Annotated in this window: 11 protein-coding genes; 3 read left to right on the plus strand and 8 right to left on the minus strand. The window is 65.6% G+C overall.

The genetic code is table 11. The features are described 5' to 3' along the window. Positions 1 to 15: 15 nt before the first annotated feature. The 8 genes from AC27VE_RS19455 to AC27VE_RS19490 all read right to left on the minus strand — a co-directional run bounded on the left by AC27VE_RS19455 (position 16) and on the right by AC27VE_RS19490 (position 8,154). Positions 16 to 375, minus strand: coding sequence for a Spx/MgsR family RNA polymerase-binding regulatory protein (locus AC27VE_RS19455; protein ID WP_088590651.1), 360 nt, complete (start codon positions 373 to 375; stop codon positions 16 to 18). Further along, positions 372 to 1,181, minus strand: a complete 810-nt coding sequence (locus AC27VE_RS19460; RefSeq protein WP_006224896.1) for an ABC transporter permease subunit — start codon at positions 1,179 to 1,181, stop codon at positions 372 to 374. The genes AC27VE_RS19455 and AC27VE_RS19460 overlap by 4 nt, the downstream gene beginning before the upstream one ends. Further along, positions 1,178 to 2,098 carry an ABC transporter permease subunit gene (locus AC27VE_RS19465; protein WP_035213161.1) on the minus strand — a complete coding sequence of 307 codons (921 nt, stop codon included), beginning with the start codon at positions 2,096 to 2,098 and terminating at the stop codon, positions 1,178 to 1,180. The genes AC27VE_RS19460 and AC27VE_RS19465 overlap by 4 nt, the downstream gene beginning before the upstream one ends. After that, entirely contained in the window at positions 2,095 to 3,222 is a 1,128-nt protein-coding gene (locus AC27VE_RS19470) for an ABC transporter ATP-binding protein (RefSeq protein WP_006224898.1), read from the minus strand. The genes AC27VE_RS19465 and AC27VE_RS19470 overlap by 4 nt, the downstream gene beginning before the upstream one ends. Positions 3,223 to 3,228: 6 nt before the next feature. Beyond that, positions 3,229 to 4,332 (minus strand): polyamine ABC transporter substrate-binding protein, encoded by a 1,104-nt coding sequence (locus tag AC27VE_RS19475; protein ID WP_088590650.1) that lies wholly within the window; start codon positions 4,330 to 4,332, stop codon positions 3,229 to 3,231. 144 nt (positions 4,333 to 4,476) lie between these two features. Beyond that, on the minus strand, positions 4,477 to 5,211 hold the full coding sequence (locus AC27VE_RS19480) for a 3-deoxy-D-manno-octulosonic acid kinase (protein WP_488704731.1): 735 nt from the start codon (positions 5,209 to 5,211) through the stop codon (positions 4,477 to 4,479). Beyond that, positions 5,201 to 5,623, minus strand: coding sequence for a group II truncated hemoglobin (locus AC27VE_RS19485; RefSeq protein WP_167390155.1), 423 nt, complete (start codon positions 5,621 to 5,623; stop codon positions 5,201 to 5,203). Before AC27VE_RS19485 ends, AC27VE_RS19480 begins: the two co-directional genes overlap by 11 nt. After that, positions 5,623 to 8,154: an ABC transporter permease gene (locus AC27VE_RS19490; RefSeq protein ID WP_454676417.1), complete on the minus strand. Its 2,532-nt coding sequence runs from the start codon at positions 8,152 to 8,154 to the stop codon at positions 5,623 to 5,625. The genes AC27VE_RS19485 and AC27VE_RS19490 overlap by 1 nt, the downstream gene beginning before the upstream one ends. 102 nt (positions 8,155 to 8,256) lie before the next feature. On the opposite strand from AC27VE_RS19490, the gene AC27VE_RS19495 reads away from it, so the two are divergent. The 3 genes from AC27VE_RS19495 (at position 8,257) to AC27VE_RS19505 (ending at position 11,143) form a co-directional block, all read left to right on the plus strand. After that, complete coding sequence (locus tag AC27VE_RS19495; RefSeq protein ID WP_315140596.1) at positions 8,257 to 9,231, plus strand: TRAP transporter substrate-binding protein; 975 nt, start codon at positions 8,257 to 8,259, stop codon at positions 9,229 to 9,231. A 97-nt stretch (positions 9,232 to 9,328) separates the two neighbouring features. Beyond that, complete coding sequence (locus tag AC27VE_RS19500) at positions 9,329 to 9,829, plus strand: TRAP transporter small permease (protein WP_315140598.1); 501 nt, start codon at positions 9,329 to 9,331, stop codon at positions 9,827 to 9,829. 36 nt (positions 9,830 to 9,865) lie between these two features. Next, a complete protein-coding gene (locus AC27VE_RS19505; RefSeq protein WP_315140600.1) occupies positions 9,866 to 11,143 on the plus strand; it encodes a TRAP transporter large permease in 1,278 nt (425 codons plus the stop codon). Positions 11,144 to 12,009: the final 866 nt, after the last annotated feature.

The raw sequence follows: 12,009 nt of genomic DNA on the forward strand, positions 1-12,009 counted from the left end.
GCTGCGAACGTCGCGTCAGGCGAACCGTTCGCCGTAGCGCTTTTCGCTGAAACCCACGGTGACCTCGCCGTCCGGCGTCACCGTGACGGGGCGGCGCACCAGCGCGGGATATTCCGCGATCAGCTTGCTCCACTGGGCATCGGTGTGCGCGGTCTTGCGGTCTTCGGGCAGATTGCGCCACGTCATCGACGCGCGGTTGACCAGCTTTTCCCAGCCGCCGACTTTTTCCGACCACGCCTTCAGCGTGGCAGCCGGCACGGGATCGTCACGGTAGTCGACGAAGGCGTGCTCGACGCCGTGCTCCGACAACCAGTCGCGCGCCTTGATGCACGTGCTGCACTTGGTCAGGCCATACAGGGTGGTTTGTTGCTTCATTTGGATTCGGACTCCTTGCGCCATTGCAGGCGGTTGGCCAGGATCACGCAGGTGCCCACCGCGAGGATGAACAAAGTGGCCAGCGCGTTGATCTCGGGTTTCAGGCCCAAGCGCACGCGCGAGAACACTTCCATCGGCAGCGTGCTGGAACTGGGGCCGGACAGGAACGACGCCAAGACGACGTCATCGAGCGACAGCGTGAAGGACAGCAGCCAGGCCGAGGCCAGCGCCGGCGCGATCAGCGGCAGCGTGATCTTGAAGAACACGGTGATAGGCGTGGCGCCCAGGTCCAGCGCCGCCTCTTCCAGCGACCGGTCCAGGTCGCGGATGCGGGTCTGGATGACGACTGCCACGAACGCCATGCACAGCGTCACGTGCCCCACCCAGATCGTGAAGATGCCGTTTTCCGCCGGCCAGCCCAGGCTGCCGCGCAGTTCGACGAACATCAGCAGCAGCGAAATACCCAGCACGACTTCGGGAATGACCAGCGGCGCGCTCAGCATGCCCACGTACAGCGAGAACCCGCGAAAGCGCCCCATGCGGCCCAGCACATAACCGGCCCAGGTGCCGATGATGACGGCCGCCGTCGCCGTCATCGCCGCGATACGAAACGACAGCCAGGCCGACCGCAGCAGCGCGTCGTCATTGAACAACGCGTGGTACCAGCGGAAGGAAAAGCCCGCCCACGACGTGACGGTGGGCGATTCGTTGAACGAAAACACCATCAGGCTGACGATGGGCACATACAGGAAGAAGTACCCCAGCCCCAGCACCACGGCGCGCAATGTCTTGTTGGGGCCCTTCATTTGCGGCCTCCGCCTGCCTGTTCCTGCTGCTTGACTTGGTTGTACTGGAAGTAGACCAGCGGCACGAGCAGCAGCAGGACCATCACGCAGGTCACCGCCGAAGCCATCGGCCAGTCGGCATTATTGAAGAATTCGTTCCACATGACGCGGCCCATCATCAACGTATTGGCGCCCCCCAGCATTTCGGGGATCACGTATTCGCCCACGGCCGGAATGAACACCAGCATCGCCCCGGCGATCACGCCCTGGCGCGACAGCGGCACGGTGATCTGCCAGAACGCCTGCCAGGGCTTGGCGCCCAGGTCGTAGGCGGCTTCCAGCAGGCGCAGGTCCATCTTCACCAGCGTCGCGTACAGCGGCAGGATGAAGAACGGCAGGTACGCATAGACCATGCCGATGTAGACCGCGACATCGGTGCGGTAGATTTCCAGCGGACTGGAAATCAGCCCCAGGCTTTGCAGCAGGTTGTTCAGCAGGCCATCGTTGCGCAGGATGCCGACCCAGGCGTACACGCGCAACAGCAGCGACGTCCAGAACGGCAGGATCACGCCCAGCAGCAACAGGTTGCGCACGCGGGGCGAGGACCGGGCGATGTAGTACGCGATGGGGTAGCCGATCAGCACGCAGATCAGCGTAGTGATGCCGGCGATCTTCACCGAGCTCAGGTAGGTCTTGAAATACAGGCTGTCGGTGAACAGCAGGATATAGCCGCGCAGGTGCAGGCTGAACTGCACCGCCTCGTCCTTGAACTCCGCCAGCGCCGTATAGGGCGGGATGCCGAAGGTCACCTCGGCAAAGCTGATCTTCAGCACCAGCAGGAAGGGCAGCAGCAGGAACAGCACCAGCCAGGCGAACGGCGGCACCACCGCCAGCGCCCGGCCCGAAGGCAACCAGTCGCGGGGCGAAAACCGCATCATGACGCCAGCACCGTCGCGCTGTCGGCGTCCCAACTGACGAAGATCTCTTCGTCAATGCCCGGGGCGTCCATCTGCGCCAGCAGCAGGCTGGGCACGCTGGCCTCGACCGTCTTGCCGGAATCCAGGCGGATCTGATAAAGCGCGTAGCTGCCCATCCAGGCCATGTGGCTGACCATGCCGTGGGCCCAGTTGTATTCGCCTTCGGGCTGCTCGCGCGACACCACCAGGCGTTCGGGCCGGATGGACACGTGCACTTCCATGCCCAGCGGCTCAGAGACGCCGTGGTTCACGAACAGCGGACGCGTGAGCTCCGCACATTCGATCGCCACGTGATCGGGTTCATCGACGACGATGGTGCCGGTGAACATGTTGGTCGACCCGATGAAGCTGGCCACGAAGCGGGAATTCGGGAACGCGTAGACGTCCTGCGGCGTGCCGCACTGGACGATCTGCCCTTCGGTCATGACGGCCAGGCGGTGCGCCATGGTCATGGCCTCTTCCTGGTCGTGGGTGACCATGATGCAGGTCACGCCGACCTGCTCCAGGATCTTCACGAGCTCGATCTGCGTCTTCTGGCGGATCTGCTTGTCTAGCGCCGACATGGGCTCGTCCAGCAGCAGCAGCTTGGGCCGCTTGACCAGGCTGCGCGCCAGCGCCACGCGCTGTTGCTGGCCGCCCGACAACTGGTTGGGCTTGCGGCGCGAATAGCCCGCCATCTGGACCAGGTCCAGGGCTTCGAACACGCGGTCGTGGATTTCGGCGCGGTCCACGCCTTCCTGCTTCAGGCCGAACGCCACGTTGGCTTCGACCGTCATGTGCGGGAACAGCGCATAGGACTGGAACATCATGTTCACGGGGCGCCGGTACGGCGGCACGCTGGTGATGTCTTCGCCGTCCAGGAGTATCTGCCCGGAGGTCGCTTCCTCGAAACCGGCCAGCATGCGCAGCAAGGTGGACTTGCCGCTGCCGGAGCTCCCCAGCAGCGCGAAGATCTCGTTGCGCTTGACGGACAGGTTGACGGAACGCACGGCGACCACATCGCCAAAAATCTTGACCACATCGGAGACCCGGACGAATTCGTCCGGATCTACCGTATGCGGCGCCGAGTAACGGCTATCGCTCATGATGACTTATCTTCCAGACTTCAGCTCGGACCACATCCGGTTTTGCAGGCGTTGCACGTTCAAGGGCAGCGCCTTGATCACGTACAGGGTCTTGGAGACTTCCGCCGGGGGGTAGATCATGGGGTTGTCGGCCACGTCCTTCACCACGTACTGCCGCGCCTCTTTGTTGGCGTTGGGATAGAACATGGTGTTGGTGATGGCCGCATGCACCTTCGGCGTCTCGATGTAATTGATGAACGCCAGGGCCTCTTCGGGATGCGGGGCATCCTTCGGGATGACCATCAGGTCGAACCACGCCGGCGCGCCGCCCTTCGGGATGAAGTAGTTCACTTCATACGTCTTCTTGGCCTCTTGCGCGCGCTTGCGGGCGATCATCACGTCGCCCGAAAAGCCGTAAACCATGCACAGATCGCCCACGGCCAGTTCGTCGATATAGCCCGACGAGCTGAACTGGCGGATGTACGGGCGGATCTGCTTCAGGACATCCAGCGCGGCCTTGTAGTCGTCCGGGTTGGTGCTGTTGGGATCCTTGCCCAGGTACTTCAGCACCGCGGGGAACACCTGCGCGGCTTCGTCCAGCATCGAAATGCCGCACTCTTTCAGCTTGGCGGCGTTTTCGGGCTTGAAGATCATGTCCCAATTGGCCAGGTCGACGTTGTCGCCCATGATCTGCTTGACCTTGGTGACGTTGTAGCCCAAGCCGTTCGTGCCATAGCCCCAGGGAATCGCGTACTCGTTGCCGGGGTCGACGGTCGCCACCAGCGCCATCACTTCCGGGTCCAGGTACTTCCAGTTCGGGATCTTGGACTTGTCCAGCTTCTGGAACAGGCCAGCCTCGATCTGGCGCGAGGCGTAATGGGTGGACGGGACAACGACGTCATAACCCGACTTGCCGGCCAGCAGTTTGGCCTGCAACGTGTCGTTGCTGTCGTAGACGTCATAGCGGACCTTGATGCCGGTTTCCTTTTCGAAACCCGGAATGGTGTCCGGAGCCGTGTATTCGGCCCAGTTGTAGACGTTGACGACCTTGTTCTGCGCGACCGCCGACGATGCCGATGCCGCGACCAACACCGCGCCTAGCGCCCAGCGCATTCCCGCCCTTAGTTCCATTACGAGCCCCCTTTGCTATATGCCGTGTATGACAGGACTACCAAAAGGCGAAATCATAAAGCCTTTTAGCGGTCGCCCGGCCAACTTTGGGGCCGTGTCGACGCAATTAGGGGCCGATGGCGGCAAATAGGCGCCTTGCCCGGATCAGGGCTGGACGCCGATGCCCCAGGCGATCCAGTAACTGTCGCGCAGCTTCATCCAGAAGCGGTCGCCCTCTTCGCCCGCCACTTTGACGAGCGACCGGCGCAGGCGGTCCAGGTTGCCTTGGCGTTGCCGCTCCGACAGGGAACCCAGGGTGCCGCGGTCGAAATCGATCAGCCAGACCTGGCCGTCGCCCCCGATCAGGATGTTGAAGGCGTTCAGGTCAGCGTGCCAGACGCCCGCGCGGTGCATGCGGACGATGGCCTCTGCCACCGCGCCCCAGAGCGGCTCGGCCAGCGCATGGGCTAAGGGCCGCACGCCGGGGATCCGTTCCACCACGATGGCGGCCCGGTAGATGGGGCCCTGGCGCCAGTAGGCGGCGGCCAGCGGCGCGGGCACGGCCAGGCCCTGCGCGCGCATGGCGGCCAGCAGCCGGTATTCGCGGAAACTGCGGGTGCGGTCTTCGCCGTTCCAGAGATAGGCGTCACGGCTGACGCGGGCGATCATGCCACCGCGGCGGTAGCGCCGCAGCACGCCCTGCCAGCCCTGCCCCTGCACGAACCAGGCCGCCTGGCGGCCGCCGGCGTCCACGGGGCGGGCCCGGTCACCGTAATGCGCCGGGTTGAAGATCTCGGGGCCCGATCCGGCCAGGCGCGACGCGTCGCTGAGCATGGCGCCGGCAAGCGGCGCGGGCCAGGCCTGGCGCTGGGCGCCTCCGCGGGTATCGTCAGCCTTCACGGTTGCGCATCCAATCCGCCACGCCGTAGAAGGATTCCAGCAACCGCTCCACCAGCGGCGGGGCGATACCCTGGTCTTCCATGGCGCGCCCGATGCAGGTCACCCATTGATCGCGCTCGATCTGGCCGATCGAGAACGGCAGGTGGCGGGCGCGCAGGCGGGGGTGGCCGAAGCGTTCAATATAGTGGTCAGGGCCGCCGAAGTAGCCGCACAGGAACCAGAACAGCTTGTCGCGCGCCTGGTCCAGGCTGGGACCGTGGGCGGCGCGGAGCTCCTTCAGGTCGGGCTCCATGTCCATCAGGTCGTAAAAACGGTCCACCAGCGCACGCACGCCGGGCTCACCGCCAAGAAGGTCAAAAACGCTGCGGGTATTTTCCACGGGTTCAGTAATGGTTTGGACGCGGGACGTCATCAAGTTTCTCGAAGGGTGACGAGCGGCGGCGTACGCAATACGCCGCGCAGGGCCAGGGCGCCGCCCGCCCAGGCGCCCAGCATACCCGCGCCGATACCCGCCAGCCACGGCCAGAGGCTGAGGGTAATGGTGAAGTCGAACACCTGGGTTGATAAAACCCAAGCGATGGCGGTGGCCCCGGCGGCTGCCAGCAGGCCGGCCAGGCCGCCCACGGCCCACAGTTCGATGCGCTGCGAGCGCGCCAGCTGGCTGCGCGTGGCGCCCAGCGCCCGCAGCACCGCGGCTTCGCGCATGCGCTCGTCGCGGGTGGCCGTCAGCGCCGCCGACAGCACCAGCACGCCGGCCGCCAGGGTGAACAGGAACAGCAGCTGGACCGCCTTGCCCACTTCATTCAGCACAGACTGCAATTGCTGCAGGATGGCGCCCACGTCGAACACGGTCAGGTTCGGGAACTCGCGCACCAGCGCGGGCAGCACCGCCGCCTTTTCAGGCGGCAGGTAGAAGGAAGTGATCCAGCTTTGGGGCATGTCGGCGAGCGCCGCCGGGGTCAGGATGGCGAAAAAATTCACGCGCATCGTATCCCAATCCACGCGCCGGGTGCTGGAGACGGCCGCCTCGACCTGCTGGCCGGCCACGTCGAAGGTCATCTTGTCGCCCAGTTTCAGGCCCAGCGTCTTGGCCAGACCCGACTCCAGCGATACCTCGGACGACCCGGGCGCCAGCCAGCGGCCCTGCTCGATCTTGTTGGACGAGGGCATCTCGTCGCCATAGGACAGGTTGAACTCGCGGTCCACCAGCCGCTTGGCGCGGGGTTCTTCGTAGTCGTCCGGTCCGACAGGCTTGCCGTTGATGGCGATCAGCCGCCCGCGCACCATCGGCGACAAGGTGATGCGGCCCAGGCCTTCGCGGGTCAGCGCGTCGGTCACGGCCTGGCGCTGGTCCGGCTGCACGTTGATCAGGAAGCGGTTGGGCGCATCCGGCGGCATGGTGCGCTGCCAGCCCTGGATCAGGTCGGTGCGCGTCATCGTCAGCAGCAACAGCGCCATCAGGCCGACCGCCAGCGCGCAGACCTGCGTGATGGTGGCCGCCCGCCGGCGCACCACCCCGGCCAGCGCAAAGCGCAACGCGGGCAGCCCCGAAGCCAGGCCGCGCACGCGCGCCAGGCCCAGGATGCACAGCCACGCCACCAGCGCGAAGACGGCGAATGCGCCCAAAAAGCCGCCCGCCACCACGCCGCCCAGCTTGGCGTCGCCGGCGAACCACCAGATCAACAGGGCAAAGCCCGTGGCGCCCAGCGCGTAGCCGAAGGCGCTGCGGGCGCTGATCGTGTCGGCGTCGCGCCGCAGCACCCGCGCCGGCGGCACATGGCGCAACTGTGCCAGGGCGGGCAAGGCGAACCCCAGCAGCAGCAACAGCCCGGTCAAGAGGCCCTGCAAAGCGGGAATGGCGGACGGCGCGGGCAACTGGGTGTCGATCAACGACCCCAGCAGCATCACCAGCACCTGGTGCACGGCATAGCCCAGGAGGCAACCCGCCGCGGACGAAAACAGGCCGACCAGCGTGAACTCGAGCGTCAGCATGCGCGAGACCTGCGACTGCACGGCACCCAGGCAGCGCATGACGGCGATCCCGTCGCGGTGCCGGGTCATGTAACGGCCGGCGGCCAGCGCCACCGCTACCGCGGAAATCAGCACGGCCAGCAGCGCCACCAGCGACAGGAAGCGCTGCGCGCGGTCCAGCGTGCGGCGCACTTCCGGCCGGCCGGACTCCAGCGTGGCGACCTTCTGGCCGCGTTTCAGATTCTGGTTGAGCCAGGCCGAATAGCCCGCCACCGCGTCGGGCTGGCCGGCAACCAGCATGGCATAGCCGATGCGACTGCCCGGCGCGATCAGGCCGGTGGCCGGCAGGTCGCTTGCGCGCAGCAGCACGCGCGGCGCCACATTGACGAACTGCATGCCGCGGTCGGGCTCGTAGGTGATCACGCGGTCGATGCGCAGATGCGCGTCGCCGACGTTCAGGGTGTCGCCCACTTTCAGGTTCAGCAGCGACAGCAATTGGGCGTCCACCCAGACCGCGCCTTCGGGAGGGATGTCGCGGGTGGGCGCGTCAGCAGCAAACGGAGCCTCAGCCACACGCAGGGCGCCGCGCAGCGGGTAGCCCGGCTCCACGGCCTTCAAGGCTGCCAGTTGTGCGCCGTCGCCCGCGCCGACCATGGACGGGAACTGCCAGGTGCTGGACAAGTTCAGGCCGCGCTCGCGCGCCTGATCCAGGAATGCGGCAGGCACGGGTTCATCGGCGTCCAGCACCAGGTCGGCGCCCAGCATCTGGCCGGCATCGCGTTCCAGCGCCCGTCCGACGCGGTCGGCCAGGAAGCCGACGCTGGTGACTGCTGCCACCGCGACGACCAGCGCCAGCACCAACAGGCGCAGTTCGCCCGCCCGGGCGTCGCGCATCATCATCCTGGCGCCCAGGCGCAGGGTGGACCAGAAACCGGGGCGCTTGGCCTGTGACATATCAGGGAAATCCATCATTCATCTATGTTAACTAACCGCCTGAAAGGGAACTGAATCCCGATATCATCCCGGAGCGGGAGGCAAAGCCGCCCATAAAGATACCTAAAACCGGAGAAGACAATGCGTAAATCCTGGCTTGCGGCCACGATCCTGGCCGCCTGCGCGGCCGCCACCTCGCTGCCCTCGGCAGCGCAGACCCCCCTGAAGATGGCCTACGCCCTGTCGACCTCGTCGCACTACGGCGCGGGCGCCGACGCCCTGGCCAAGTCCATCGAGGCCTCTTCTGGCGGCAAGTACAAGGTACAGCAATTCGCCAACAGCGCCTTGGGCGGTGAACGCGAGGTGATCGAAGGCCTGCAGATCGGCACCATCGACCTGGCCATCGTTTCGACAGGCGCTACCCTCAATTTTGTTCCCGAGACTGGGGTTTTCGATATCCCCTTCCTGCTGCGCGACCTGCAGCACGCCCGCACGGTGCTCGACAGCAAGATCGGCCAGGACATGCTGGCTAAGTTCCCCAGCCGGGGCATCGTCGCGCTTGCCTGGGGCGAGCAGGGCTTTCGGCACCTGACCAACAACGTGCGCCCGGTCAAGACGCCGGCCGACGCCAAGGGCCTGAAGATCCGCACCACGGAAAACCCCATCCACATCACGGCTTTCCGCCAGATCGGCATCCTGCCCACGCCCATGGCCTGGCCCGAAGTGGCCACCGCCCTGCAGCAAGGCACCATCGACGGCCAGGAAAACCCGCTGTCGGTGATCACGTCGGCCAAGCTGTCGCAAATGCAGAAGTACCTGTCCTTGACGGGCCACGTGTACGGCCCCGCCCTGGTGCTGATGTCGTCCAACGTCTATGACGGCCTGTCGGCCGCCGACAAGGCCAACTTCGACAAGGCAGGCAAGGACTCCGCCTTGGCCATGCGCGGCTACGTGGACAACATCGAGAAGACGGGCGTCGAGCAGCTGAAGAAGGAAGGCATGCAAGTGTCCGAGGTGGATCGCGCCGCGTTCGCCGCCGCCGTCGAACCCGCCTACCCCGAGTACTACAAGAAGTTCGACAAGAAGCTGATCGACTCGATCCGCGACACCAAGTAACCGGGACTCTTCCCCAGGAGAGCGGCATGGGCGGCGGGATCATGATCCCGCCGCTTGCCGTCCCCCTCCTTCGCGCCCACCGCTAACGGGATTCATCATGCGTTTGCTATGCGCTTTCGACCGCGGCCTTTTCAAGCTGGTCTCGGTCTTTGCCCAACTTCTGCTGGTGGCGGCCGCCGCCGCCGCGTTCTACCAGGTCATTGCCCGCTTCGTGCTGCATTCGCCCGCCGACTGGAGCGAGGTGCTGACCCGCGCCCTCCTGATCTGGACCGTGCTGCTGGGCGTGGCCCTGGCCTTCCGCCACGGCGCCATGATCAGCGTGGAACTGCTGCGCAACCTGCTGGGCGGCACGAAACGCCGCGTGCTTGAGGCCATCATCGGCCTGACCTGCGCCGGTTTCCTGGGCTTTCTGGCCTGGATCGGCGGCAACATGACCTACCGCGTGCGGTTCCAGACCGTGCCCAGCCTGGATATTTCGATTTCGTGGATCTACCTGGCGATCCCCGTTGGCGCGACGCTTGCCGCCATCGCCGTGCTGGCCCGCTGGTGCGCCGGCGAAGAAGAAGACGTGCCCGTGCGCAACGACGCGCAAGGCTAAGCCGCCCCCTACCGAACCTGAGCAGCAGATATCGCCATGTCCCAATTAATGATTGTCTCGATGCTGATTTTCTTCGGGCTGTCCGTGCCGGTCGCCGTGTCGATCGGGCTGGCCAGCCTGGCGGGCGTCGGCGCAACCGGCCTACCCTGGGTGGTCGTCGCCCAGCAGCTCTTCGCCGCGCTGGACAAGTACCCGCTGGTGGCCATTCCCTTCTTCATCCTGGCCGGCAACCTGATGGAAGCCGGCGGCATTTCCGAACGCATGGTCGAATTCGCCAAGAGCGTGGTCGGCGGCATCCAGGGCGGCCTGGCCTGCACCTGCGTGCTGACGTGCATGATCTTCGCGGCGGTCGCCGGTTCCAGCGTGGCCACGACGTTCGCCGTGGGCGCGATCCTGATCCCGGCGATGATCCGGCACGGCTACCCGGCCCCGTTCGCCGCGTCATTGCAGGCCAGCGCGGCGGAACTCGGCGTGATCATCCCGCCGTCGATCCCGATGATCCTGTTCGCGGTGTCCACCGATACGTCCACCGGCGAACTGTTCATCGCCGGCGTCATGCCCGGCATCCTGATCGGCGTGGCGCTGATGTTCTACGTGTGGTTCTACGCCAAGCGCAACAACCTGGGCAAGCGCGACGGCGAAGGCCGCCTGCCGCTGTGGCCGGCGTTCAAGAGCGCCTGGCTGGCGCTCTTGATGCCCGTGATCATCCTGGGCGGCATCTACGGCGGCGTCTTCACGCCGACCGAGGCGTCGGTGGTGGCCGTGATGTACGCGGTGGTGGTGGGCAAGTTCATCTACCGCCGCCTGAGCTTCAAGCAATTGTCCGAGACGCTGCACAAGTCGGTGGTGTCCACGGCCGTGATCATGTTCGTGATCGCCAACGCGGGCGTCTTCAGCTTCCTCTTGAACCGCGCAGGCATCCCGGATGCGCTGGGCGTCTGGCTGTCGCAGCTGTTCGATACGCAGTTCTCGTTCCTGATGGGCGTGAACGCGGCGCTGTTCGTGATCGGGATGTTCATCGAAACGTCGGCATCGATCGTGGTGCTGGCCCCGTTGCTGCTGCCGGTGGCGCTGCAGTTCGGGGTGGATCCGGTGCACTTCGGGATCATCATGGTGGTGAACCTGGCGTTGGGGATGATTACGCCGCCGTTCGGGGTGAATCTTTTCGCGGCGTGCGCGGTGGCGAAGTTGCCGCTTGAGCGATTGATCAAGCCGTTGATTCCGTTTGTGGGTGTCGTGATCGTTTGCTTGATGGTGATTACTTATTGGCCGGGACTGTCTTTAGGGTTGAGGGATTTGGTTTACGGGAAGTGATGGGGGGGGATTCATAGGCCGCGGTCGGAGGGGCTTCGTAGGTCGCGATTGGTTTTAGGCCGCGGCCGATGAGCGCTTCGTCGGTCGCCCATCGGCGGGGGCGCCATGGCCACTCGCGCCCACGATTGCGGTCCGGCGCGCAGGCGCCGGACTGCCCCGTTGTCATCTTCGTCCAGGCCTACGGCCTTCCCTTCAGATTCCCTCGGGCGCATCGAGGTTGCTCGCAGCCATGGCGCCACCGCCGACGGGCTGCCGGCGTCTTGGATTGGTCCGCTGCTAGGGGTGGGATGACTGACGAGTGCTGCGGGGCCCGCCGATTGCGCCCGCGCGGGCGGGCGTAATCGGCATACGCGTTGGTGGTGCGTCGCACGGTGGTCGCTTGCGCGCGGGTGACGAGTCGGTTTCTCTGGGTTCCCGTAGTCATTGGGGGTGGAGCGACGGGTGGCGCGCGGCAGGCAGCCGCGTGCTTGGCCCGACGTGCACGCGCGCCACCCGTCTAATGGGGAGACTGTCGCGTCGCGCCACCACTGTCGCTCATCTTACGGCCCCATCGTCATCGGTAGGATGGGTGTAGCGCGACAAGTCCGGCATCAGGATGAGAGTGCCCAACGCGCGAAACCCATCATGCGGTCATGATCGACGATACCTGTCATGGGAACCCCATTGGCACGCACCTGCGCCGATGATGGGTTTCGTGCGGCGCGCACCGGCGTTCGTCGGCCTACCCGAACGCACTCCACCCATCCTACGAAAGCGATCAACAGCCCCACCCACACGCGCAGCGCAAAAAGCCACGACGCAAGACGCTGCGTAAGCTCCACGAGGCCGCCCGCGCGGCCGGCATGGAGCGGCCCCGCAAGATCTTC

The organism is Achromobacter sp. 18P8.1.1 (assembly GCF_057799415.1).

What these genes read in the sequence shown, in the direction of transcription:
- AC27VE_RS19495 (WP_315140596.1), top strand. Translation starts at nt 8,257, where the DNA reads ATGCGTAAATCCTGGCTTGCGGCCACGATCCTGGCCGCCTGCGCGGCC.
- AC27VE_RS19500 (WP_315140598.1), top strand. Translation starts at nt 9,329, where the DNA reads ATGCGTTTGCTATGCGCTTTCGACCGCGGCCTTTTCAAGCTGGTCTCG.
- AC27VE_RS19490 (WP_454676417.1), bottom strand. Translation starts at nt 8,154, where the DNA reads ATGATGGATTTCCCTGATATGTCACAGGCCAAGCGCCCCGGTTTCTGG.
- AC27VE_RS19475 (WP_088590650.1), bottom strand. Translation starts at nt 4,332, where the DNA reads ATGGAACTAAGGGCGGGAATGCGCTGGGCGCTAGGCGCGGTGTTGGTC.
- AC27VE_RS19455 (WP_088590651.1), bottom strand. Translation starts at nt 375, where the DNA reads ATGAAGCAACAAACCACCCTGTATGGCCTGACCAAGTGCAGCACGTGC.
- AC27VE_RS19485 (WP_167390155.1), bottom strand. Translation starts at nt 5,623, where the DNA reads ATGACGTCCCGCGTCCAAACCATTACTGAACCCGTGGAAAATACCCGC.
- AC27VE_RS19465 (WP_035213161.1), bottom strand. Translation starts at nt 2,098, where the DNA reads ATGATGCGGTTTTCGCCCCGCGACTGGTTGCCTTCGGGCCGGGCGCTG.
- AC27VE_RS19470 (WP_006224898.1), bottom strand. Translation starts at nt 3,222, where the DNA reads ATGAGCGATAGCCGTTACTCGGCGCCGCATACGGTAGATCCGGACGAA.
- AC27VE_RS19460 (WP_006224896.1), bottom strand. Translation starts at nt 1,181, where the DNA reads ATGAAGGGCCCCAACAAGACATTGCGCGCCGTGGTGCTGGGGCTGGGG.
- AC27VE_RS19505 (WP_315140600.1), top strand. Translation starts at nt 9,866, where the DNA reads ATGTCCCAATTAATGATTGTCTCGATGCTGATTTTCTTCGGGCTGTCC.